Raw genomic sequence first — 22,837 nt, forward strand, 5'->3', positions numbered from 1 at the left:
AACATATTCAGAATGATGGATATGGCTGAGAGATCGGCTTTACAGCCGGTAAAAGAAGTGGTACCGCGGATGCTTATGCCTCCGTCTTCTTGAACTTTTAAAAGTTTCAGGAGGACGGAGGCTTTTTTGTTTCCCCGCTCCCGAAACTCCGGCAAACTGCCGGGACACTAAAAACCATTTGACCTATGGGAATGGAGGTATCTTTATGAACACATTAGTTATCGTAGTTATCGCAGCCTGTTGTCTGGCGGCTGGTTATCTGCTCTACGGCAGATGGCTCGCCCATAAATGGGGCATTGATCCAAACGCCAAAACACCGGCTGTCACAAAAGAAGATGGTCAGGACTATGTTCCGACCGATGGCTGGGTTGTATTTGCCCACCAGTTTTCATCCATCGCCGGTGCCGGCCCTGTCACCGGTGCTATTCAGGCAGCTGTCTTTGGATGGGTTCCGGTCTTTCTCTGGATCATCCTCGGCGGCATCTTCTTCGGCGCTGTTACCGATTTTGGTGCCCTGTACGCCAGCGTTAAAAATGAAGGCAAATCGATGGGACTTCTGATTGAACAGTACATCGGCAAAACCGGTAAAAAGCTGTTCCTTCTGTTCTGCTGGCTCTTTACTTTAATTGTAACCGCCGCTTTTGCCGACATGGTTGCCGGTACATTCAATGCATATGAGACGGTAGACGGCGTGACCAGCTTATCCGCCGCCGCAACTGTCAACGGCGCAGCCGGAAGCATTTCCCTTCTGTTCATTGCCTTTGCCGTTGTATTTGGACTGATTCAGAAAAAGGCTCAGTTCCATGGCTGGAAACAGACCATGCTCGGACTTGTCTGCACGGTAGCTGCTTTCGTCATCGGCATGAACTGCCCGCTCATTACCACCAAGGCAAACTGGTCCTACATGGTATTCGCTTACATTTTCCTCGCAGCCGTTCTTCCTATGTGGCTTTTGATGGAACCGCGTGACCTGATGACAACCTTTATGTTTGCCGGTATGATTATCGGTGCCGTCGTTGGACTGCTTGTCGCACATCCGGCAATGAACCTGGCGCCTTACACTGGTTTCCACAATGAGAAATCCGGTGACCTGTTCCCGATTTTGTTTGTAACCGTTGCCTGCGGCGCCGTATCCGGTTTCCACAGCCTGGTTTCCTCGGGTACTTCCTCCAAGGCAATCACCAATGAAAAGGATATGCCGAAGGTTGGCTTCGGCGCTATGCTTTTGGAAAGTTTACTGGCTGTTCTGGCTCTGTGCGTTGCCGGTGCTGCCGCTTCCGCTGATGGCACGCCAGCAACCGGTACTCCGTTTGCTATCTTCTCCTCCGGTGTTGCCGGATTTCTGGAGATGTTCGGCATCCCGGTTTACGCTGCCCAGTGCTTTATGACGATGTGCGTCTCCGCACTTGCCCTGACAAGCCTGGATTCCGTTGCACGTATCGGACGTATGTCCTTCCAGGAGCTGTTCAGTGTCGATGACATGGAACACGCCGAAGGATGGAGAAAACTTCTCTGCAACAAATATTTTGCAACTGTTATCACCTTGGTATGCGGCTACATTTTAACCCAGATTGGCTACTCCAATATCTGGCCGCTGTTTGGCAGCGCCAACCAGCTGTTAAGCGCCCTGGTTCTCATCACCCTGTGCGTCTTCTTACGCGTCACCGGCCGCGAAAACCGCACGCTGCTGGTTCCGCTGGTTGTTATGCTGTGCGTTACCTTCACCGCACTCGTTGAGCGCTGCATCGCACTGGTAAAGGCTTACAATGCCGGAACCGCTGTCTTTATGGTAGAAGGACTGCAGCTTATCATCGCGGTTCTGCTGATGGTTCTGGGTATCATTATTGTGGTTCATTCCGGTAAAGTACTGTTTTCGAAATCGACTGCTTCGAAGACAGAAAACGATAAAAGATCTGAAATGAATAAACCGGCGCATTGCTAATAATTTCATCAAAATCAAATTATAACCCGACTATAGGTGCCAAAAAGGGAGTCTCTCGCTCACGAAACGAGACTCCCTTTTTTAGTATTTTTAATTCTATTGATAACCACTCTGCTACTATATGATGCCAACTCTTCACTTCTGAACCTTTCTCACCGCGAATAATTGGCACTTTTGTTACTGTTCACGCATACGTGCCCAGTAACGCACTTTTTTCTATTCTTTCATCTTTTCTCAAATTTCTCTGGTATTTCCCCTGCATTTCGTCTATAATAGGAAGCAAATTTTTCAACCGAGCACAGCGCTGACAGGCGTTGTATCAGACAGGAGGAGACATGGATATTGTATGTTTAGATCTAGAAGGTGTATTAGTGCCGGAAATCTGGATCGCATTTGCTGAAGAAACCGGAATCCCGGAGTTAAAACGCACCACCCGCGATGAGCCGGATTATAACAAACTGATGAATTACCGTTTAAACATCCTGCGCGAGCACGGACTGGGACTCAAGGAAATTCAGGAAACGATCTCTAAAATTGATCCGCTTCCGGGCGCAAGGGAGTTTTTAGACAAATTAAAAGAAATCACTCAGGTAATCATCATCAGCGATACCTTCTCCCAGTTTGCCGGACCTCTGATGAAGAAACTTGGCTATCCGACCATCTTCTGCAACTCTCTGGTTGTCAGCGAAAATGGTGAGATTACCGATTTTAAGATGCGCTGTGAGAAATCCAAATATACAACCGTCAAAGCACTCCAGTCCTGCGGCTTCGAGACGATCGCCAGCGGCGACAGCCACAACGACCTCGCCATGATTGAGGCAAGCAAGGCGGGCTTTCTCTTCCGCACGACGGAGGAGATCAAGGCAGAATATCCGCAGATTCCGGCTTATGAGACGTATGATGAGCTGTTGGAAGCGATTAAAAAGGTATTAGCGTAAACATTCCGTATTTTCATAATTGCATATGCAATCGTAAAAGCAGCCCCCGGAATCCACACTCCGGGAGCTGCTTTTCAATCGTTTATCCTCTCAAATGTTCACTGATTATTTTTCAATAAATAACTGTTTTACATCAAATGCCTCGTCGATCATGCCGGATTCATACATGAAATCAGCGGTCTTCTGGAAGCCTTCTTTGTCATCATCTGTGATCTCGGTAGAGAAATCATAGAAATCGTACATGCTTCTGACTGCATCGGTGTCCAGATCCAGCTCATCGGCTACGATCTGCATCGTCTCATCCGGTTTTTCTTCCATGAAATCAGCAATCTCGGTCTGTGCTTCTTCCAGCTTCTCGATGATCTCCGGGTGCTCGTCATAGAATTTCTGTGTCACTGCCACTGCAATGATCGCCTTAATCAGGCCTTCGCCGTCGGCTACCAGGTGGTAACCCTGCTGCCCTGCATTGTAAGCAGTTGCGCCAGCAACCAGAGCCACGTCTACACTGCCGCCGTCCAGACCTGCTTTTGCATCCGGGATCGACATATTGACATAGTTGACGTCGTCGATCGTCATGCCAGCCATTGCCAGATAGGAAACGAGAAGCTCATGCAGGTTGGTTCCGGTCGGTCCTGCGATTGTCTTTCCTCTCAGGCTTTCCGGCGTCGTCAGGGACTCATCCTTAGAATACATACAGAATGCCTTCGGAGAACGGCTGTACATATTTAATACTTTGATATCCGCTCCATTTGCTGCAGACAGAATCACCGAAGTACCGCCAACCGCATACAAAACCTGCACATCGCCGGAAGCCAGCGCCTGTGTCTGATCTGCCCCGGAGGTCAGCTCCGCATAATCAACCTCAATCCCCATATCGCCAAATGTTTTTTCAAAAATACCCTGATTTTTCTCGATGATCGTCGGCACATTGAGCGGAGAAGTTACATACGTAAAGGTCAGCTTATCCAGATCAGATTCTTTCGCTGTCTCCTCCTCGGCTGCCGCCTCCTCTGCGCTGGTTTCTGCCTCTGCCTGCGTGCTCTCAGCCGCATCTTTGGTACCGGAGCAGCCTGCCAGGGAAGCTGCGGTAAGGAAGAGTGCCATTCCCATTGCCATCCATCGTTTCATCATAATCGTTCCTCCTCTAAATAAAATGTAAATTATTTATAATATCCCTTTTCAGGGTTATCATCTCATCCTCCAAAAGATTCCTCTCTTCCTGCGGCGCCTTGACCTCATAGAGCGCCTTGACCATACCCTTTTCAATGACCGCAATCTGGCTTCCCAGAATCAGTGCCTCATCGATGCTGTGCGTCACAAACAGAATGCTCGCACTGCGCTCCTGCTGGACGCGCAGAAGCTCTTTCTGCATCTGTTCCCTTGTAAAATAGTCAAGCGCGGCAAACGGCTCATCCATCATGATAAAGGTCGGCTCATACGCCAGCGCCCGCGCGATCGCCGCCCGCTGCTGCATTCCGCCGGAGAGCTGTGACGGATATGCTTTTTCAAATCCAGATAATCCGACCGTGCGGATAACCGCCTCTATTTTCCCCGGATCTGTCTCCTTTTTTGAAAGCCCGAACACCACATTTTCCCAGACGGTCAACCACGGCATGAGGCGCGGTTCCTGAAAGACAAATGCCGTCTTGTGGGCGCTCTCCCAGCGGATCTCTCCGCTGTCCGCCGTCTCCAGTCCTCCGGTCAGCCGCAGAAGCGTCGTTTTCCCGCATCCGCTCTGCCCCAGAATCACGGTGATTCTCCCCGCCGGAAGCGACAGGTTGATCCCGTTTAAAACGGGAATCTCCCGGTTATCCACCCGGTATGTTTTATGAATATCAATCAGTTCAATTCCAGCCATTTTCCCCGGATCCTTTCAGCACAAATCCTATCATCCATCCAAACAGGCGGTCCGTCACATATCCGACTGCCCCGATCGCCAGAATCCCCACGATCACCTTGTCAGTCCGCGACATCTGCTGTGCAAATAAAATCATATGTCCAAGCCCGGTGGACGCCGCCACCATCTCCGCACCGATAATGGCGCGCCAGCTATAGCCAAGCCCGATCCGCATTCCGACCAGAATATCTGCCATCGCATAGGGCAGAATGATGCGGAAAAATTTGCGGCGCTTCGAATAGCCGAACATATCGCCCACTTCCAGAAGTTTCGAATCGCACCCGGTAAATCCCTTCACGATATTTAAGTACATCGGGAAAAAGGACGCCAGCACAATAATCACCGTCTTCGTCGTCTCTCCGATTCCGCACCAGAGAATCAGCAGCGGAATCATGCTGAGCGGCGGGACATTGCGGAAAAACTGCACAATATACTCATAGTAAACGCTGCCGCCCGGAAACAGCGCCCGGAACATTCCCAGCACAAAGGCAAACAGGAACGCAATCGCAAATCCCTTCATGACACGCAGGAAACTGATTGAAATATCCCGCCACAGTTCCCCGGTTTTCACCATTTTTAAAAAGCTCGTCCACACCCGCGCCGGGGACGGCAGCACATACGCACTGACAACCTCCATGCGGCAGACCAAATACCAGATCAGAAATACCGCTCCGATTCCCAGCGCCGGACCGAAGTATTTCTGCCAATTATCCTTGAATTTCTTCGTTTCTTTCATTCTTCCCATTCTTTTGCCGCAATTCATGCATTTTCCGCTTCTTCAAGCGTTTTCCATGAAGCGCAGCTTTCTCTCACTCTGTCTGCACGCCATCCCCGTGATGGCATCCATCCTTACAATACAAAAGTTCCAGCAGATCCGCCTGCTTCCAGCTTCCGCTCTCCACATATGCCCGGATTTTCTCCGGACTGCTGACACTCTCTACCTTCGCCGCCTGTCCATCTTTCCGGCAGATTCCCGCAAAATACCCCGGCGGAATCGGGCTGTCTTCGATCGCCCGGACGCGCACCTCACCGCCCGCCAGACGATTCCATGCGATAAACCGCGTATTCTCAAGTCCCAGCGAATTTCCAAGCACCGCAAGACTCTGGCATGGCGTCGTGATGATCTTCTCCCCATCCGCCAGATCCGGACGCGTGCTTAATTCCCGCGCACAGTGAAGTAAAATCGGCTCGATCGGGGCAACTTTCAGGTTTTCAATTCCAGATTCGTTTTTCGGCTCCTTCTGTATCTCTTCAAGCAGCCGAACCGCCTCCGGACAGCGCGCATCCGCAAGCGTCACGCCCGCCCGCAGACTAGCTTCATATCTTTCCCGGACGATCCGTCCCCAATCGCCCCGGCACTCGACCCGCGTCAGACCATGCCGTTCTAAAAAACGCTTCAGCGAATCTTCCTCACACATCCCGGCAGAAACCGGATTTATCCACAAATACTGCATTGTTTCTCCACTCTATCCAATCAGGCTGCCTAGCTTTCACACCTATGCACCTAGTTTACTTCGTTTTCACGTTCCCTGCAAGTTAGTTTTTTCTAACTTGCTTATCATAGCAAAAAATCGATCTATTGTCCAGTTTGGATTGTAAACTTTTACAATTTTATAAGTTGACACTGTAGACTCCATCTTCGCATCCGGTTACCTGACGGCAGGCGGACAGGGCATCAAAGATACAATTCAGGCGATCGAAAATGCCGGATATACCTATGAGAGCGAATCGGATGACCGTGAGGAATAACGAGACACATTCAAACAGAACGTCTTTTCATGGGACGCTCTTTCTATGAAAAAAGGTTTTAACCAGTTCACATATTTACCGTGAAAACCAGCTAAAACCATTTTTCATTACAGCATATTAATAAACCCGGTCGATACCAGGAAAAGAACCAGCATGACAGCCGGCACAATATACCGGATCAAGAAGCTGTACATACCTGCTCTTGAAAAATGTTCCCCATTTTTCTCGACTTCTTCCACGATCCACTTCGGTCCGACCACCCATCCGATCAGGATGCTGGTTAAGAAGGAAATGATCGGCATAAGGAAGCTGTTGCTGATATAATCCATCACATCAAGCAGCTGTCCGGTGGAACCGTTCGGCAGCTTCAACTCAAAATACAGAACATTGTAGCCCAGACAAATGAGAACCGCCGTGATCAGGGAATAGATTCCGACCATCACACACATCTGTTTTCTCGTCTTTCCAAACACTTCCATACAATTGGCAACCAGCGTTTCCATGACAGAAACACAGGATGTCAGCGCCGCAAAGCCAAGCATCAGGAAAAATGCAAGTCCCACGATATGACCGGCGCCGCCCATCGCCTGAAATACCTTTGGAAGCGAAATAAAGGTCAGACTCGGACCGGACGCCATGCCGTCGCGTCCTAAAAATACAAAGACCGCCGGAATAATCATCATACCGGACAGAAGCGCCACACCTGTATCAAAAAATTCAATCTGGTTGGTCGCCTTGTTCAAATCGATCTCATCTTTGACATAAGAACCATATGTTACCATAATTCCCATCGACACACTCAGTGAGAAAAAGAGCTGGCTCATCGCATCCAGCAGTACTTCCAGAAATCCTTTTACCGTCAGTCCCGTAAAATCCGGGCGCACGTAGACGAGGAATCCCTGTATTCCCGTCCGGACCGTCCCATCCGCGTCCGTGTAGGAAAGCGTCAGTGAAAAAATCGCGATTCCGATGACTAACAGGATCAGTCCCGGCATGATAAAACAGGAAAATTTCTCAATTCCCTTCTCCACACCTCTGTATACAACCCAGATTGTGAGCGCCAGAAAGATTCCCGTGAAAATCAGCGGCGCATTCTTTTCCGTGATAAACGATGTAAAATATCCGTCCTCCGCCACATCCCTGCCGGATGTCGTCAAATACTCAAAGAAATATTTCGTGATCCATCCGCCGATGACCGAATAATACGTCATAATTAACATTGGAACCAGAAACGTCAGGTATCCGACAAACTTCCACTTCGGATGCAGCGTTCCAAACGCCCGCAGCGCATTCTCCTTCGTTCTTCTGCCGATCGCCACATCCGTCGTCAGAAGTACAAATCCAAATGTCGCCACCAGCACCAGATACACCAGCAGGAACAGTCCGCCTCCGTCTTTCGCACATAAATACGGGAAACGCCAGATATTTCCCACACCGACGGCACTTCCGGCTGCTGCCAGCACAAACCCCAGCGAACCGCTGAAGCTGTTTTTCTTTTTTGCCATTTACTTATAACCCCCGTGATTGTAACTTTTATGTCCGTCTCCCGCGGACATAGATAGCTTCTATTCTACCTGTTTTTATTAGAATTACAAGTATCTGCCGGCAATTTTCTTCTCAAATTTCTCCCCCCTCCCGCTTTTCTTCCCAGCCGCCCCATCGTTACTGTACACGCATACGTGTCCAGTAACGGAATTTGCCGTGGCTTCGCATTTAATTTATTCCCCCTTCATCTCTACTTGCCTGCCTTATCATCTTCTGCTAAAATTAAAAAGATAAAAACAGAAATTTTCCCATGGAATGAGGCATATATACAATGAACAACAATCAAACATTCCCACGTCTTTGCCGGGTTTTAGAAATATACGAAGCCGATTTTGGCTGTGAAGAACGCCCGGACGGACAGGAAACGATGGTCTGTGTCCGTCTGCTGGACACAACTGAAAATGCAAACCTCTCAGAGCATCCAGAATACACGATACGCACCGCGGATCAGGCACTCTATGATGCCGGAATCGATGAGGGCGATCGCGTCTGGTTTGACCCGGAATCCGGGCAGATTGAGAAAGCGGCTGAATCACACTAAAATATAAAGAGTTACAAAGGAACATCAAAATGGAACCATTTTACTATAATCACATGAACAAGAACCAGCAAGCCTCCTACCGCGCCATGCAGCAGGGGCTTACCAATCTCTCCGACGAATTTCAGATTCCGCGCCTGGAGGGAAAAGATTTAAGCAATGTATTTTTTGAACTGCGGCTCGATCACCCGGAGATTTTCTGGGCTTCCGGCTTTAAATATAAGTATTACCCAGATTCCCCGAACCTGATCCTGATACCGGAATACCTCTTTGACAAGGGCAAGATCCGCGAACATCAGAAAGCGATGGGCGCCCGCGTCGAAAAACTTGCCCGCCCGGCAATGAAGCTGACTGAACTGGAAAAAGAACGCTATATCCACGATTTTATCTGCGAACACGTTCACTATGACAAATTAAAAAAGCCCTACTCCCATGAGATCATCGGACCTCTGGGACAGGGTGTCGGCGTCTGCGAGGGCATCGCCAAATCGGTCAAAATTCTTTGTGATACGCTCGGCATCTGGTGCATGATCGCGCTCTGCGGCAATAACCCTGAAAAGGGCATCAAATACCGCCATACCTGGAACATCGTCAAGATCGGGAAAACGTACTACCATCTGGACGCTACCTTCGACAACAGTCTCGGCAAATGCAGCCAGACCGGCGAGGAAATCCGCTACGATTACTTCAATCTCGACGACAAGGCGATCTTCCGCGACCACGAACCGCTCATCGCCCCAGCGCCTGCCTGCACGGACAGCGATCATTTCTACTACAAAGAAAAGAAGCTTTCCTTTACCAAACAGGAGGACGTTTACAAGCGCTCCTTACAGGCGGCAAAAAAAGGAAAAACACTGACGTTTCACTGGCGCGGCGGCTATCTGACAAAGGAAGTTCTACGTGAACTGCTCGACCTAATCGAAAAAGCCGGAAAAGAACGGCAGAAAACAGCTCTCATTAAGCTTAACTGGCCCCAGGCTGTCCTGCGCGTCCGCTATACCGATGAGGCCATCCAGCCGATTGTCACCATGGAGGAAGCCAATGAAGGGGAAGAAACCCCGGAAGGCACAGCGTCTTTATAGTTCGCTGTGCTTTTCCGCGGAGCATTTTTTGTGTCATAGGACGAAGTTTCCTATGACATGAAGATTCTAACAATCATAGGGATCATCTTCCAAAACCAGATCCTGATGTTTATCAAAGCTGCCTGCCAAAGGAGCTTATCCAAAAAGCTTTACGTTATTTTTCATAAAAACCAGCCACAAAATTCATTCTCCTGCTAAATTCCAAAAACAAAACGAAATGAATTTTGTGGCTATTTTTTTTGCTATACGTCAATGATTAGGATGAAATTTCTTAGAATTTTTCTCAAAGGAACTATTGCTATAGTCTCTCTTTTACTTCCATAACTGGGCACACACTAACTCCAGTACACTTCCCGCGATACATCTCGCCTTGTCCGAGATCAGAAAACTGTTGGAAAGTTCCTCTTTTCTCGGATCGACGTCCGCCACCTTGAAATGCTCCGTTACCGGATAACCATCCCGCAAAAGACCTCGCAGAATGCCCGTGATCTGTGTCTGAACCAGAAGTTTCGTTCCGTCCTCCTGCCAAATCTCCGCGATCGTGTCCCCGGCTTCGACGATATCACCGATCACACGCACATTTTTGAAAATACCCGCTGCCTGCGCGTGAATCACCCGCTCTGCACCGTATCCACCGATCACACCCGGAATCCCCGTATTCGGGATTGCCGCACCCTCGCGGATAATTCGCCCCAGCCGGTGACCGCGCTTCGTCTCCACCACAACATCCACATCCTCACCTGCCGTAAAGCCCGGACCAAGTGCAATCGTGAGCGGTGCCATATCCCGGCGGGTTCCAAGATTTCGCTTTGCCAAAATCGCATCAATCACAACAGCCGGTTTCAGCGCTCCAATCGACACACCTTTCGGATCAATCAAAATCGGCACGCTATTTTCCTGCCAGACCGCTTCTGCCTCCTCATATCGATCAATCCGGACAGCACGAAGCCCCTCGACCTCAGTTGTTTTTGTATAAACCGCCTCACACAGAGCTACCTGTCGCCGGATCGCCGCCGGATTTTCAATCTCCAGCACCAGCACCCGAAGCCCTGCCGCCCAGAGCCGATGAATCGTCCCAGTTGCCAGGTCACCGCCGCCGCGCACAATAATTAAATCATCTCGTTTCATGAGGATGCCTTCTCCTATCTCACTTTTGTTACTATTATTTCCATTACCTGTTTATGCAGCTTCTTCTTCAAATAATTCTTTTGATTGTGTTTTCTGCTTTTAGAGTAATTCTTTTTACTGCCACACACACGACACCTTATCATAAACAGAAGTATCTATCCGTCCGCTCCACTGCTCCCACTCTTCCGGACGCATCCGCCACGCAAGACCACAGCCGGCAGAAATCTCCCTCGGAAGTGGAATTAAACGTCCCGGAATGCCCATTTCCATACATCGTTTTTCCCATTCCATCGCCGCCACAGTTGTCTGAAAGGACAGTACGATAAATGGATGTTTTTCTCTCATACTACCAATTTCTCCCCTACGCTTCCTCTGCCAGCGCCCGAACTGCTTCTGCTGCCCTCTCAATCTCCTCTTCCGTATTAAAATGCGAAAAACTGAACCGCACCACTCCCTGACCGACCGTTCCAAGCGCCCGGTGCATGAGCGGCGCACAGTGTGCCCCCGCGCGGACGCAGATGCCGTATTCTTCCCAGAGTGCATCCGCCACACGTGCCGAATCTTCCCCGGCAAGGTTGAGGGAGACGATCGGCGCATGACATTTTGTCGCCGGATCTCCATACACAATGATGCCCGGAATTTCCTTCACCTGTTCGTAAAAACGGCGTGTTAAATCCCGCTCCCGTTTCTGCAATTTCTCGATCCCCTGATCCATCCGGTAACGGATGCCTGCTGCCAGCCCCGCCAGACCATGGACATTGAGCGTCCCGGCTTCGAGTGCCGTTGGCATTTCCTTCGGATGGTGTTCATCATAACTGTGAATGCCGCTGCCGCCAACCAGAAGCGGTTCCACCGAAAGTCCCGGCTTCACATACAGCCCGCCGGTTCCCTGTGGTCCCAGAAGCGCCTTATGCCCGGTAAAACAGAGCACGTCGATTCCGAGCTTCTGCACGGAAAACAGTTCTTCCCCTGCAGTCTGCGACGCATCCACAATCAGAAGCAGTCCATTCCGTTTAACAAACGAAGAAATATAGGAAAGATCCGTCACATTTCCTGTCACGTTGGACGCGCCGGTAATTACCACCGCACGCGTCTCTGGGCGCAGAAATGCTTCCAACTCTTCATATTTTAGATTTCCACGCGCATCCACACCCACAAAACTAAGCGTCGCTCCCTGATCACGCAGACGGTAAAGAGGGCGCAGCACCGAATTATGCTCACAGACCGTCGTGATCACGTGATCGCCCGGACGGATCAGCCCGGAAATGGCTATGTTCAGCGCCTCCGTTGCGTTTGCCGTAAAGGCAATCCGCGACGCATCTTCCGCATCGAACAATTCTGCCGCTGCCGCACGTGCCCCGTACACCAGTCTTGAAGCATGTAAGGTTGCCTCATGCGCGCCGCGCCCCGGATTTCCTGCGGTGCGAAGCGCCTCAAGGACTGCCTGTTCCACCTGCAGCGGCTTTTGAAGCGAAGTCGCCGCATTGTCCATATAAATCATGGTTTTACCACATTTCCAGCGCCCAGCATTTTTTCAGCGATGACATACATGTTGGTTACACCGCCGACTGCCAGCTTCTCGGTCAGACCATAGAAATTCAGGCAGGTGCCGCAGGTCAGGATCTCCACACCTTCTGCCTCCAGTGTCTTCAGATCCTCCAGCATCGGAGATCCTTCACAGGTCAGACTGGCTCCGCCGTTATAGAAAAGAATGGTTTTCGGCAAGTTGTCCTGCTGGGTCAGGGCAAATGTAAATGCCTTCAAAAGCGTCTTTCCAAGTTCCTCACTGCCCTCGCCCATCTTATCATTGGCAATCACAACCACGGTATCGGTACGGCTGTCCGGAATACAGGCTTCGCATCCGGCTCCTGCCTGCGCTTTTTCCTCTTCTGTCTGTTCACCCACCGTAAAGATAACCTGATATTCCTGATCCGCCAGCTTCTTTGCACTGCTCTGATAGCCCTTCTGCTCTGCCATTTTCGTCAGATTCTGAACTGCAATCTCATTATCCACCAGCACTTCCACCTGTCCGGCACCCGAAAGTTCCTCTATCGCGTGTTTTGCCTTTACGACCGGAATCGGGCATGCGTCTCCTCTTGCATCTACTTTCTTCATTTCTGTTTCCTCCTATCCTCGTACAAAAATTTCAACCTCTCCCGGTTCCGTGATCGTTCCCACGATCCGCGCCGGAAGCCCGGCGTTCTGCAGCTCCTGTTCCAGTTTCTCCGCCTCATCCGGGGCAGCTGCCATCAGAAGTCCGCCGGAGGTCTGCGGGTCAAACAAGACCTCTTCCATTGAAAACGGTACATTTTCAAACTGCACCGCCGCCCCGACATGGTTGCGGTTTCTCTGTCCTGCCGCCGTGTATAAAAACGCGTCTGCCGACTCACGTGCGCCCGGAAGCACCGGGATATGGTTCACATCAATCTCGCACGACAGCCCGCGCCCCATCATTTCATGCAGATGTCCCAGAAAACCGAACCCAGTCACATCTGTGCACGCGTGAACCGTGTACTTCCGGCTGATTTCCGCCGCTGTTTTATTGAGCGTCGTCATCGACTGTACCGCTCCGTCCATCTGCTCTTTTGTCACTTCTCCGACGCGGTTTGCCGAACAAATCAGCCCAACACCCAATGCCTTTGTCAAAATCAGGCGGTCGCCCGGCTGTCCGGCATCATTGGCGTACAGCTTTTTCGGATTTACCAGTCCCGCCACGGACAAACCGTATTTCACGCCCGTGTCCGCGATCGAGTGACCGCCCGCGAGAATGCCGCCTGCTTCTGCCACCTTCTCCGCGCCGCCCTGTAAAATCTGTCCCAGAACATTCAAATCCATTGATTCCGGAAAACACACCAGATTCAGCGCCGTCTTGACCTCACCGCCCATCGCGTACACGTCGCTCAACGCATTTGCCGCTGCAACCTGTCCAAAAATATACGGATCGTCCACCATCGGCGGGAAGAAATCAACCGTCTGCACCAGCGCCAGATCCTCCGTGACCTGATACACTGCCGCATCGTCCCGGCTGTCATATCCGACTAAAAGATTCGGATCCTTCTCGCCGCGCGGTAGTTTTTCCAAAATGCGGCTTAAAACACCGGCTCCCAGCTTTGCCGTACAGCCGCCGCCCGTACAAAATACGATATCCTTTTTCTCACTCATCTCTCTCACTCCTGATTTCGTTCTGTTCCTGAAAAGGAAGTTAAAATTCCCTGAATTCCGTAGCTATGTTTCAGGATATCCAGTACCTTTCTGCCATCCTCACGGCGCTCCGACGTGTCCGCCTGGTTCAGAACCACAAAAAACGAACGCCCCGATATATCTTTTCTGGCACCGTTTTCGCTACCAAGAAGCCATGCCAGAAGTTCTGGGGGCAAAGACGTATCTTTCGAAATAGGCACTTCTTTGAGCTGTCTTTTTCCTTCTTTGGGATAAGCTGCGTCCCCATACTCGCACACATCCCTGTTCCACGCCTCAATCGCCAGCTCCGCCCGGAAGCACACCTCCCCCAGCGGACGATACAGGGCACTCAGCCCCGCGACCGCCAGCACGATATCGCTCTGCGGCAGTATCACCGGCTCATACGCCGCCGGAAATTTACACGGAAGACATTTCGCGCCATCCGCCTCCAGAAATGTGATATCTGCATCCGAAATCCACTCGCCTCGAATCGCTTCTGGCAGAATTGTCAATTTTTCGTGTGGGGCTGGGGTTCCGGCTACGACGTAGGTTCCCTGCTGCCAGAGACGATCGCGCTCTTTTCTGGCATTCTCCCACGCGGTATTTTCTTCCTCATTTACCGCAATCCACGGCACATTTACCGGCTTCCGAATATGCGTCGTCGTCGCCGTCAGCACCCGCCATCCCTTCGCCGTGCAGTACGCCGACAGCGCATACAGAAGCGTCGTCTTTCCGCCTCCGCCAATCAGCGAGACCACGTGTCCTTTTTCACGTAAGAAAGGAAACTTCTGCTCCCAGTCCATCACCGCAGCTTCTCTTCCCATTCCTTCTCCCGAAATCCCGTTAAAACAGTATCTCCATCCACAATGACAGGGCGTTTTACCAACATCCCATTGGTGGCAAGCAGCTTCAACTGTTCGTCCTCGCTCATCTGCGGCAGCTTATCCTTTAACTGCATTTCCTTATATAGCATCCCGCTCGTATTGAAAAATTTCTTGATCGGCAGCCCGCTTCTCGCCTGCCACTTCTTCAATTCCTCATACGTCGGATTTTCCTCCACGATATGGCGCTCTGTATATGAAATTTCCTGTGCATCCAGCCATTTTTTCGCTTTCTGGCAGGTACTGCATTTTGGATAATAAATAAACAGCATCGTATTCCTCCTTTGTGAGCATGCTTGCTATTATACGGCACCTTCTATTTTAAATGCGGCCGTTCTAAACAAAGCATTTTACCTTTTTAAATTACCTACGGAAATTATACCCAGACACCAGAAAGATTGCAAGGGATGCCTGAAAATGATACAATAATAGTATCTGCAACTATATTCAAGTCGAACGTCCGTGAGACTTGGCGCGTGATTCTGGTCAGCGAAGCTGACATATTCCTATCAGAATCACTGCGCATCCTCGCGGAGCGTTTATCTCAGTCGGAGACCCAACTCCCACTGAGACAAATTTGCTATTACTCACCACCTGAAGAGGGGGAGTCTTCTCGACTGAGATACCCCCCTCTTTTATACCAACAGGGAAACACATTCACCCAAAAATTATTATAAAAATATCCACTATGAAAGAAAAAATATTTAACATCATCCAGATCGGCGACAAGAGCAACCGTATCAGTCGTGCATTCGATATTTTCATCACCTTCACGATCATCTGCAATATCATTGTCACGTTTCTGGAAACATTCGATCAATTAACATCCTTCGGTGGTCTGTTTACCATGCTGGAACATGCCAGTGTCCTGATTTTCTGTATTGAATACGCGCTGCGCATCTGGACTGCCGACTATCTCTATCCAGAAAAAACGCCGGGACGCGCCCGGTTCTGCTTTCTCATTTCCTTTGATGGAGTGGTGGATCTGCTGACGATCATCCCGGTCTTTTTTCTGTCGGGCTTCATCATTTTCCGTATGCTGCGCGTGGCGCGGATTTTCCATCTGTTCCGGCTCAATGCGAAATACGACTCGTTCAACATCATTACCACCGTACTCTATGAAAAACGGAACCAGATCATTTCCTCTGTGTTCATCGTCATGGTACTGATGCTGGCGAGCAGCATGTGCATGTATAGTGTCGAGCACAACGCTCAGCCGGACATTTTCCGCAATGCATTCAGCGGCATCTGGTGGAGTATGTCCACGCTGCTGACCGTCGGTTACGGCGATATTTACCCGGTCACAACGCTTGGGCGCGTGATGGCGATCTGCATCGCCTACCTCGGAGTCGGTGCCGTCGCGATCCCAACCGGTATCATCAGCGCCGGTTTCGTCGAACAGTACCAGCGCAAGAGCAGCCTGTCCAGCATGAAGGACGCGGATATTCAGGAAATTGCCGAGGTTTTCGTCGATAAACGGTATGCCGGAAAAACCATTGAAGAGATGGAAGAAGAGCAGAATATCAAGATATTTCTGGTGCTGCGCGATGATCTGTCGGTGCTTCCGCAGAAAAATATGGTTTTGAAATTAAATGATATTGTGATTATACGAATAGAAAATGAAGCGTAATCAAACTTATCATCAAACATTTTTTTATGAACGTGAAAAAGAATGTGCCTTGGCACATTCTCGCGCCGAGCGCGGTCGCTTGCGACATGTTTCTGCTTCGCGCGAGTGCGCATCATTGGCACGTTAGTGCCTTTTTGTGTAATAGGGAATTCCAAGGAATTTCCTATTACACAAAAAGACTGCCGTCCAAAATTTCTCTCTCTGGACAGCAGCCTTTTCTTTCCTTCAAAATCAGCTTCTCAGCTCAATTCCATACGTCTTATTCAGCTGTTTCAGCACTTTCTTGACATATCCGTCAACGGTATCTGCCTTGAACGCCTCTTCCTTCGGAGTGAAGAGAACGGTAAATGCCATCGATTTCTTATCGGCTGCGATCTGTCTGCCCTCGTATACGTCGAACAGGCTAACATCCTTGACGTAAGCACAAGCCTCGCGGATACAGCCCTCAACCTGTCCGCAGGTGATGTCTTTGTCCATAACCAGCGCCAGATCACGTTTTTCCTCCGGGAATTTTGGAAGCGGCTCAAATACTTTGGCTTTTCCATACCATTTCTCCAGCGCTTTCATGCTGATCTCCAACACATACGCATCTTCGCGCATTGCCTCTTCCTTCATGATCTCATATTTTACCTTACCGAGGTAACCAATCTCCTCGCCCTCGCAGAAGATCGCTGCGGTCTGATACGGATGCAGGAACGGTTTCTCTGCTTTTTCATAGTTAAAAGTAATATTTAAAACATCGGCAACTGCCTCTGCCATTCCCTTTAAGGTAAAGAAGGACTCTTCCTTACCAAATGCACCGATGCACAGCGTCTCTCGCTCTTCTGGATATTCCGTCAGAGGCAGGGACTTCGGAATAAATGCATTTCCAATCTCGAAGATACGTCCCTCGAAGATGCCTCTCTTCTGGTTGCGTCCCATCGCATGAATCATCTGCGGTGCCAGTGTTGTTCTCATCAGGGACAGATCCTCGTTGATCGGATTCATGATGCGGATCGCCCTGCGCTCTGGCGCGTCCTCTGCAAATCCCATTTCATCCAGATCCGACGGGGAGAAGAAGGAATAGTGGATTCCCTCAAATGCGCCAACACTGCACAGCGTTCTCTTTACCTTCAGAATGGTTCTCTGGCGCAGGTTGCTTCCGCCGATGGTTACCTTTGCAGTCGGCATAAAGGTGGAAACGATATGGTCATAGCCATACATACGGATTACTTCCTCGGCTACATCCGGGTAATCCTCCATATCCTCGCGGTATGCCGGGAAATGCAGGGTCAGCTCATCACCATTGATCTCCGGCTGGAAGTTTAAGCCAGTCAGGATGCGTAAAATATCCTCGTCCGGAACGGTAATACCCAGAACAGCGTTTACCTTCTTAACACTTGTCTTGAAGGTGGTCGGCTCTAAGGAGTTTCCGGTATTTACATTTTTATGGGTCTTGGAAATCTTACCAGCTCCCAGCTCCTCAACCAGGTGCAGGGCACGTTTCATCGCCATCTCGGTTGTGTACTCATCGACGCCCTTAGAATATCGCTGGCTCGCGTCGGATCCCTGTCCTAATGCACGGGAGCTTCTGCGGATGTTGTCACGGGCAAATTTAGCTGCCTCGAACATCACTTCCGTCGTGGTATCACGGACCTCAGAATTTAAACCACCCATGATTCCGGCAAGTGCTACCGGCTTTTTGCCGTCGCAGATAACCAGATTGTTCGGATTTAAGGTAAATTCTTTCTCATCCAGCGTCACGATCTTCTCGCCCTCGGCCGCACGTCTTACGTTGATCGCATTGCCCTCCAGATAATCGCAGTCAAACGCATGAAGCGGCTGACCTAACTCACGCATGATATAGTTTGTAATATCAACAATATTGGAAATGGAATTATTTCCTACCAAAGCCAGACGTCGTCTCATCCATGCTGGGGACTGACCCAGTTTTACGTCATATACATAGTGTGCAATGTAACGCGGGCAAAGATCCTGTGCCTCTACCGTTACATTGAAGCCTTCTTTCTCAACTTCTGTCTCAGTGTAATCCAGTGCCGGTGTCTTGAGCGGCTCGCCCAGTGCGGCAGCAACCTCTCTTGCCAGACCGAAAATACTCTGGCAGTCCGGACGGTTTGCCGTGATAGAAACATCGAAGATCCAGTCATTTAAGCCGGTCAGCTCTTTGACATCCGAACCAATTTCCGCATCCTCCGGCAGAACCAGCAATCCGTTGTAACCAGCACCCGGATACAGATCCTCGTTTAAGCCGAGCTCGGTACCGGAACACAGCATACCCTGGGACTCATAACCTCTCAATTTACCCTTTTTAATGGTAGCCACGCCCTCGATCGTCACATGATCTTTTGCAGTTGCATATACTTTCGCGCCAATCATGGCAACTGGGAATTTTCCGCCAGCTTTTACATTGTCAGCACCACAGCAGATCTGTAAGAGTTCCGGACCACCTACATTGACCTGGCACACATGAAGATGTGTTTCCGGAATCGGCTCACAGGAGTCAACATAACCAACGACGATGCCGCTGATATCCTTGCCAACCTGCCATTTTTCTTCTACCTCAAATCCACAGTCAAAAAGCTTCTTCTCCAGCTCATCTGCGGAAATATTAATATCTACATAATCTTTTAACCAGCTTAACGGTACAAGCATTTCTAATCCTCCTGTCCTGATCAGTCATCGATCTGATCCAGCACACGCAGATCAGACTCAAAAAGCATCTTGATGTTGTTGATGCCGTATTTCAGCATTGCGATACGCTCCAGACCCAATCCGAATGCGAATCCACTATATTTATTGGAATCAATGCCGCAGTTTTCCAGTACCTTCTTATTTACCACACCAGCGCCGAGGACCTCGATCCAGCCTGTTTCCTTGCACAGACGGCAGCCCTTGCCGCCGCACTGGAAGCAGCTTACATCGACCTCAACAGACGGCTCCGTGAACGGGAAATAGGACGGACGAAGTCTCGTTTTTGTCTGCTCACCGAAAATTCTCTGAACAAACATATCCAGCATACCCTTTAAATCACACAGGGTGATGCCCTCATCAACAACCAGACCTTCCATCTGGCTGAACATCGGAGAATGGGTCGCATCATCGTCAGAACGGAATACTTTACCCGGGGAAACAACCTTGATCGGCGGTTTTTTCGCTTCCATGACATGAACTTGTCCAGCCGATGTCTGGGTACGGAGCAAGAATTCCGGAGACAGATAGAATGTATCCTGCATATCGCGCGCCGGATGATCCTGCGGTGTATTTAAAGCTGTAAAGTTATAATAATCGGTCTCGATCTCGGTTCCCTCATATACCTCAAATCCCATAGAGGTGAAGATATCCGTCAGCTGATTGCGGACCGTCGTAACTGGATGCAGATTACCGTAACGGATTTTAACCGGCGGCATCGTGATATCAATCTTCTCCGATTCATAGCGCTGCTGCTGCTCTTTCTCTTTTAATTTCTGATCCAGCTCGTCAAAGAAATTGTTTGCCCACTCCTTGGCGCCGTTGATAGTCTTACCAAATTCCGCTTTCTGGTCATTGGCAACATTGCGCATTTCTTTCATCAGCAGACCAATTCTGCCCTGCTTATTATCCAGAAAGGTCTTCTTAAACTCATAGACACTCTTGGAAGTCGTCAGAGCATCCGCACCCTGGCGGATTTCCTCTTTGATCGCAGTGATCACTTCATTCAGTTCTTTTAAATCCTGCATGATTTCTCTCCTTCTATTACTTTTGTTGCTTTTTATCTTGATATTGCTTTAACTTGTGGACACGAATTTGTGCATAAAGGATGTTCTCTGGCACATTCGGGCGTCTCGCGCGGTCGCTTGCGACATGACATAAAAAAATCCCTTCGCACAAAACGTGCAAAGGGACGATCATATCTATACCGCGGTACCACCCAGCTTCCTGTCGGCAGGTCATTTTTTCGTCTGCCACAGACACTTTCCGGTATGTAACGTACACCAGACGGCAATGCCTACTCTAAATTTCAGCAATGCAGCTCCCGTGGGAAATTCGGATATCTGTCTGAACGGAAAAAGGCTCACAGCCGCTGACCTCTTCTCTCTGACCGGAAACAGTATCTTATAGAACACGATCATAGCTTTTGGTTTGTTTGTTTGGTTTGATTGATTTCATGTATGCAATCTGTTTATTATTTTAGGCATGTTGGTGGGAAATGTCAAGGGATTTCTTTCCTTGATATTTTCATTGATATTTTCATCTTGGTATTTTCAAAATATAAGAAATTTTACTTATAATATCAACTATTTAATTTTTCCTTTACAAATACACTTGAAGATGGCAAACTTGCTGTATCACTTTAGTGCGTTATCATATTAGTTTGATAACAGACAGATGAGTCGTGACTTAAACGGGAAAGGATAACATAAGAATGGGAAAGAAAATTGCTTTTATAGGAAGCAGCGGCGGAAATCTTTACAAGCAAGGTGGAAATGATCTTCCCGCAATGATGAAGGAGCTCTGTGGACAGACAAAAGCCGCAGACATGGAGATTATATTTGTCCAGTATGTACTGGCATCCGGCAGTCTGGATAATGTTGGTCCGGACATCCCGGCAACTTTATTTACCTGGAATGGCGCAGAAGTACAGCCCGCATTTCAGGGAACTTTGCGTGAGGTCGATGCCGAGGCAGCGAAAGTGGATGCTCAGCTTGCCAAGAAAATCAATGATGGTGAGATTGACGGAGTGATGTTCGTCAGTGCCAGCCCGGACGGTGCCAACCGACAAACCATGGAAGCCTGTGCAAGAGCCAAAATTCCAATGGCCGGAACTGGTGGAAGCGGTGTCGCCCTGACACAGAATATGGGCTGCAATGTGTTATCTGCATCTGGAACCACCGGTACAACCAACCGGACCAGAGCGGTTGCATTCACAACAGCGCTTGCAAAATACTGGAACATTAAATATATGCCTGTCATCGGTAACACCGGTGAAAATGCGGCTGCAAAAAATCAGGGAAATATCTGGAAACGCATCAATTTCCGTGGAATTATGATGACAAGTCTTCCTGCATTTATTGCCATGGCACTCTGTCTGGCATGCAGTAAAATTCCGGGATGTGAAAAGCTGTCCGATGTCTTTGATACCTTAGTCAATTCCATTCCTATCGTTATCTGTGCTATCGCCGCCAAACAAGTCTCCGGTCTGGACGAGGTGGGAGTCGTTGGAGGTATTGTAGCCGGCATTCTGTCCGTAGACGGCGGAATTCTTGGCGGATTGGTGATCGGAATCCTGGCTGGTGTACTTGCCTACTATATCAGTGTGTTCTGCTTCCGTCACAATGTGCCGGGCACAACCGTCAATATCGCTTCCGGCGGTCTCGGCGGTCTGGCAGCCGGTCTGGTGGGAAAATTTCTGATTGCCCCGGTTGCCTTGTGGATCGGCAACGGAATCTGTTCCCTGATCAATCTATGCATTGCTTATAATTCCCTGCTTGCAGGAGCAGTAGCAGGACTTCTCATCTGGCCTGCCATCATCGGCGGTGTATACCACGCGGCAATTCTTCCTATTGTATTGCTGGAAATGGAGGAAATGGGATTCAGTTTCCTCGGAGCGATTGATATGACAGGACTTGTTATGGTATCTGCCGGCATCACGCTGGCAAACGTCATTATGCCAAAACAGAAAGGCGAGGCAGCCGTTGCACTTCCGGGATGCATTATTAATATCTGTTTCGGAACATTTGTAGAGGCCTCTTATCCCTTTATGTTCTCCAATAAAATCGTATTTGCCGGTGCACTTGCCAGTGCCACAGTCGGAGGCGCCATTGTGGGACTCTTCAACGTAAAAGGAACCGCCTATGTACCGGCGGTGCTTCCGCCTATGTACCGGCGGTGCTTCGCCATTTATGGCAAATGAAGGGAAGGGACTGGCATTTGTGGTTGCAATGATTGCTGCGATGGGTTGTGCATTTGTGGTTACGATGGTGGCAAATATGGTGGAAAGAAGGAAAAAAGAGGCGTTATTACTGAACAAACAGCAATAGCGCCTACCTACCCTCATAAGGAGCCCTATCGGCTCCTTGCTTGTTTATTCGTTGCATTTTCTTCAAACTGCAAGCATTTTGCAAGCACAAAGCCCAGAAACCTCTAAAAAAGCAGATGTTTCAGTTTGAAAACTTCCGTGTGAGGAAGCTCACTGCAATCAATGCCCTAAATTTTTATATTACCCTGTGCATGGCATTTCTGGCACATATGTCCATGAAATCAGAAACGCATGCCCTGAAGGTTGCAATCATACAGAAAGCAAACAATCCCATCAGAAATATTAAATATCGTTTTAGTGTCTCCATTTTT

At 49.4% G+C, this 22,837-nt stretch carries 22 protein-coding genes and 1 other annotated feature (1 of these 23 cut by a window edge); of the genes, 7 read left to right on the plus strand and 15 right to left on the minus strand.

Annotated elements, in window-relative coordinates:
• Window positions 1-92: a binding site (T-box leader), on the plus strand; it begins 163 nt to the left of the window's first position.
• A 113-nt stretch (window positions 93-205) separates the two neighbouring features.
• Both QVO97_RS03795 and thrH read left to right on the plus strand, forming a co-directional pair.
• Window positions 206-1,942, plus strand: coding sequence for a carbon starvation CstA family protein (locus QVO97_RS03795; protein ID WP_022359070.1), 1,737 nt, complete (start codon window positions 206-208; stop codon window positions 1,940-1,942).
• 335 nt (window positions 1,943-2,277) lie between these two features.
• Window positions 2,278-2,880 carry a bifunctional phosphoserine phosphatase/homoserine phosphotransferase ThrH gene (gene thrH, locus QVO97_RS03800; protein ID WP_022359071.1) on the plus strand — a complete coding sequence of 201 codons (603 nt, stop codon included), beginning with the start codon at window positions 2,278-2,280 and terminating at the stop codon, window positions 2,878-2,880.
• 105 nt (window positions 2,881-2,985) lie between these two features.
• Here the strand turns inward: thrH and QVO97_RS03805 are convergent, their stop codons facing one another.
• From QVO97_RS03805 to QVO97_RS03830, 5 genes are all read right to left on the minus strand, one after another.
• Complete coding sequence (locus QVO97_RS03805) at window positions 2,986-4,011, minus strand: ABC transporter substrate-binding protein (RefSeq protein WP_022359072.1); 1,026 nt, start codon at window positions 4,009-4,011, stop codon at window positions 2,986-2,988.
• Between the two features lie 13 nt (window positions 4,012-4,024).
• On the minus strand, window positions 4,025-4,738 hold the full coding sequence (locus QVO97_RS03810) for an ABC transporter ATP-binding protein (protein ID WP_022359073.1): 714 nt from the start codon (window positions 4,736-4,738) through the stop codon (window positions 4,025-4,027).
• Entirely contained in the window at window positions 4,725-5,513 is a 789-nt protein-coding gene (locus QVO97_RS03815) for an ABC transporter permease (RefSeq protein ID WP_288188840.1), read from the minus strand. The genes QVO97_RS03810 and QVO97_RS03815 overlap by 14 nt, the downstream gene beginning before the upstream one ends.
• Window positions 5,514-5,586: 73 nt before the next feature.
• A complete protein-coding gene (locus QVO97_RS03820; protein WP_022359075.1) occupies window positions 5,587-6,231 on the minus strand; it encodes a hypothetical protein in 645 nt (214 codons plus the stop codon).
• A 402-nt stretch (window positions 6,232-6,633) separates the two neighbouring features.
• Entirely contained in the window at window positions 6,634-8,031 is a 1,398-nt protein-coding gene (locus QVO97_RS03830; RefSeq protein WP_022359076.1) for a sodium-dependent transporter, read from the minus strand.
• A gap of 311 nt (window positions 8,032-8,342) precedes the next feature.
• On the opposite strand from QVO97_RS03830, the gene QVO97_RS03835 reads away from it, so the two are divergent.
• Window positions 8,343-8,612, plus strand: coding sequence for a hypothetical protein (locus tag QVO97_RS03835; RefSeq protein WP_022359077.1), 270 nt, complete (start codon window positions 8,343-8,345; stop codon window positions 8,610-8,612).
• A gap of 53 nt (window positions 8,613-8,665) precedes the next feature.
• Entirely contained in the window at window positions 8,666-9,691 is a 1,026-nt protein-coding gene (locus QVO97_RS03840) for a transglutaminase domain-containing protein (RefSeq protein ID WP_369678379.1), read from the plus strand.
• Window positions 9,692-10,003: 312 nt separating this feature from the next.
• Here QVO97_RS03840 and yqeB read toward each other — a convergent pair whose 3' ends face one another.
• The 7 genes from yqeB to QVO97_RS03875 all read right to left on the minus strand — a co-directional run bounded on the left by yqeB (window position 10,004) and on the right by QVO97_RS03875 (window position 15,152).
• Window positions 10,004-10,819, minus strand: a complete 816-nt coding sequence (gene yqeB, locus QVO97_RS03845) for a selenium-dependent molybdenum cofactor biosynthesis protein YqeB (protein WP_022359079.1) — start codon at window positions 10,817-10,819, stop codon at window positions 10,004-10,006.
• A 114-nt stretch (window positions 10,820-10,933) separates the two neighbouring features.
• A complete protein-coding gene (locus QVO97_RS03850) occupies window positions 10,934-11,164 on the minus strand; it encodes a DUF3343 domain-containing protein (protein ID WP_022359080.1) in 231 nt (76 codons plus the stop codon).
• Between the two features lie 16 nt (window positions 11,165-11,180).
• Window positions 11,181-12,320: an aminotransferase class V-fold PLP-dependent enzyme gene (locus QVO97_RS03855; protein WP_022359081.1), complete on the minus strand. Its 1,140-nt coding sequence runs from the start codon at window positions 12,318-12,320 to the stop codon at window positions 11,181-11,183.
• Window positions 12,317-12,934 (minus strand): sulfurtransferase-like selenium metabolism protein YedF, encoded by a 618-nt coding sequence (gene yedF, locus QVO97_RS03860; protein ID WP_022359082.1) that lies wholly within the window; start codon window positions 12,932-12,934, stop codon window positions 12,317-12,319. Before yedF ends, QVO97_RS03855 begins: the two co-directional genes overlap by 4 nt.
• Window positions 12,935-12,946: 12 nt before the next feature.
• Window positions 12,947-13,981 (minus strand): selenide, water dikinase SelD, encoded by a 1,035-nt coding sequence (gene selD, locus QVO97_RS03865; protein ID WP_022359083.1) that lies wholly within the window; start codon window positions 13,979-13,981, stop codon window positions 12,947-12,949.
• A 5-nt stretch (window positions 13,982-13,986) separates the two neighbouring features.
• The gene (yqeC, locus tag QVO97_RS03870) at window positions 13,987-14,823 is read right to left on the minus strand and encodes a selenium cofactor biosynthesis protein YqeC (protein WP_022359084.1); all 837 of its coding nucleotides are present in this window, start codon (window positions 14,821-14,823) and stop codon (window positions 13,987-13,989) included.
• Complete coding sequence (locus tag QVO97_RS03875) at window positions 14,802-15,152, minus strand: arsenate reductase family protein (RefSeq protein WP_022359085.1); 351 nt, start codon at window positions 15,150-15,152, stop codon at window positions 14,802-14,804. The genes yqeC and QVO97_RS03875 overlap by 22 nt, the downstream gene beginning before the upstream one ends.
• 416 nt (window positions 15,153-15,568) lie before the next feature.
• Between QVO97_RS03875 and QVO97_RS03880 the strand changes: the two genes are divergently transcribed.
• Entirely contained in the window at window positions 15,569-16,510 is a 942-nt protein-coding gene (locus tag QVO97_RS03880) for an ion transporter (protein ID WP_022359086.1), read from the plus strand.
• 231 nt (window positions 16,511-16,741) lie between these two features.
• Here the strand turns inward: QVO97_RS03880 and pheT are convergent, their stop codons facing one another.
• From pheT to QVO97_RS03895, 3 genes are read right to left on the minus strand one after another with little or no spacing between them, the layout of a single operon-like run.
• Window positions 16,742-19,162 carry a phenylalanine--tRNA ligase subunit beta gene (gene pheT, locus QVO97_RS03885; protein ID WP_022359087.1) on the minus strand — a complete coding sequence of 807 codons (2,421 nt, stop codon included), beginning with the start codon at window positions 19,160-19,162 and terminating at the stop codon, window positions 16,742-16,744.
• A 20-nt stretch (window positions 19,163-19,182) separates the two neighbouring features.
• On the minus strand, window positions 19,183-20,226 hold the full coding sequence (gene pheS, locus QVO97_RS03890) for a phenylalanine--tRNA ligase subunit alpha (RefSeq protein ID WP_022359088.1): 1,044 nt from the start codon (window positions 20,224-20,226) through the stop codon (window positions 19,183-19,185).
• Window positions 20,227-20,242: 16 nt separating this feature from the next.
• On the minus strand, window positions 20,243-20,455 hold the full coding sequence (locus QVO97_RS03895; RefSeq protein WP_182432156.1) for a hypothetical protein: 213 nt from the start codon (window positions 20,453-20,455) through the stop codon (window positions 20,243-20,245).
• Between the two features lie 457 nt (window positions 20,456-20,912).
• Here QVO97_RS03895 and QVO97_RS03900 point away from each other — a divergent pair, with 457 nt between their 5' ends.
• Together QVO97_RS03900 and QVO97_RS03905 are read left to right on the plus strand one after the other, a co-directional pair.
• Window positions 20,913-22,400 (plus strand): hypothetical protein, encoded by a 1,488-nt coding sequence (locus QVO97_RS03900; protein ID WP_022359089.1) that lies wholly within the window; start codon window positions 20,913-20,915, stop codon window positions 22,398-22,400.
• Window positions 22,390-22,527 (plus strand): hypothetical protein, encoded by a 138-nt coding sequence (locus QVO97_RS03905; protein WP_288188846.1) that lies wholly within the window; start codon window positions 22,390-22,392, stop codon window positions 22,525-22,527. Before QVO97_RS03900 ends, QVO97_RS03905 begins: the two co-directional genes overlap by 11 nt.
• Window positions 22,528-22,837 lie beyond the last annotated feature (310 nt).

Source organism: Clostridium sp. CAG:43 (genome assembly GCF_000434655.1).
GTDB classification, from domain to species: Bacteria; Bacillota; Clostridia; order Lachnospirales; family Lachnospiraceae; genus Otoolea; species Otoolea fessa.

Coding starts and splice junctions, on each gene's coding strand:
- QVO97_RS03795 (WP_022359070.1), top strand. CDS start 206: ATGAACACATTAGTTATCGTAGTTATCGCAGCCTGTTGTCTGGCGGCT.
- thrH (WP_022359071.1), top strand. CDS start 2,278: ATGGATATTGTATGTTTAGATCTAGAAGGTGTATTAGTGCCGGAAATC.
- QVO97_RS03805 (WP_022359072.1), bottom strand. CDS start 4,011: ATGATGAAACGATGGATGGCAATGGGAATGGCACTCTTCCTTACCGCA.
- QVO97_RS03810 (WP_022359073.1), bottom strand. CDS start 4,738: ATGGCTGGAATTGAACTGATTGATATTCATAAAACATACCGGGTGGAT.
- QVO97_RS03815 (WP_288188840.1), bottom strand. CDS start 5,513: ATGAAAGAAACGAAGAAATTCAAGGATAATTGGCAGAAATACTTCGGT.
- QVO97_RS03820 (WP_022359075.1), bottom strand. CDS start 6,231: ATGCAGTATTTGTGGATAAATCCGGTTTCTGCCGGGATGTGTGAGGAA.
- QVO97_RS03830 (WP_022359076.1), bottom strand. CDS start 8,031: ATGGCAAAAAAGAAAAACAGCTTCAGCGGTTCGCTGGGGTTTGTGCTG.
- QVO97_RS03835 (WP_022359077.1), top strand. CDS start 8,343: ATGAACAACAATCAAACATTCCCACGTCTTTGCCGGGTTTTAGAAATA.
- QVO97_RS03840 (WP_369678379.1), top strand. CDS start 8,666: ATGAACAAGAACCAGCAAGCCTCCTACCGCGCCATGCAGCAGGGGCTT.
- yqeB (WP_022359079.1), bottom strand. CDS start 10,819: ATGAAACGAGATGATTTAATTATTGTGCGCGGCGGCGGTGACCTGGCA.
- QVO97_RS03850 (WP_022359080.1), bottom strand. CDS start 11,164: ATGAGAGAAAAACATCCATTTATCGTACTGTCCTTTCAGACAACTGTG.
- QVO97_RS03855 (WP_022359081.1), bottom strand. CDS start 12,320: ATGATTTATATGGACAATGCGGCGACTTCGCTTCAAAAGCCGCTGCAG.
- yedF (WP_022359082.1), bottom strand. CDS start 12,934: ATGAAGAAAGTAGATGCAAGAGGAGACGCATGCCCGATTCCGGTCGTA.
- selD (WP_022359083.1), bottom strand. CDS start 13,981: ATGAGTGAGAAAAAGGATATCGTATTTTGTACGGGCGGCGGCTGTACG.
- yqeC (WP_022359084.1), bottom strand. CDS start 14,823: ATGGGAAGAGAAGCTGCGGTGATGGACTGGGAGCAGAAGTTTCCTTTC.
- QVO97_RS03875 (WP_022359085.1), bottom strand. CDS start 15,152: ATGCTGTTTATTTATTATCCAAAATGCAGTACCTGCCAGAAAGCGAAA.
- QVO97_RS03880 (WP_022359086.1), top strand. CDS start 15,569: ATGAAAGAAAAAATATTTAACATCATCCAGATCGGCGACAAGAGCAAC.
- pheT (WP_022359087.1), bottom strand. CDS start 19,162: ATGCTTGTACCGTTAAGCTGGTTAAAAGATTATGTAGATATTAATATT.
- pheS (WP_022359088.1), bottom strand. CDS start 20,226: ATGCAGGATTTAAAAGAACTGAATGAAGTGATCACTGCGATCAAAGAG.
- QVO97_RS03900 (WP_022359089.1), top strand. CDS start 20,913: ATGGGAAAGAAAATTGCTTTTATAGGAAGCAGCGGCGGAAATCTTTAC.
- QVO97_RS03905 (WP_288188846.1), top strand. CDS start 22,390: ATGGCAAATGAAGGGAAGGGACTGGCATTTGTGGTTGCAATGATTGCT.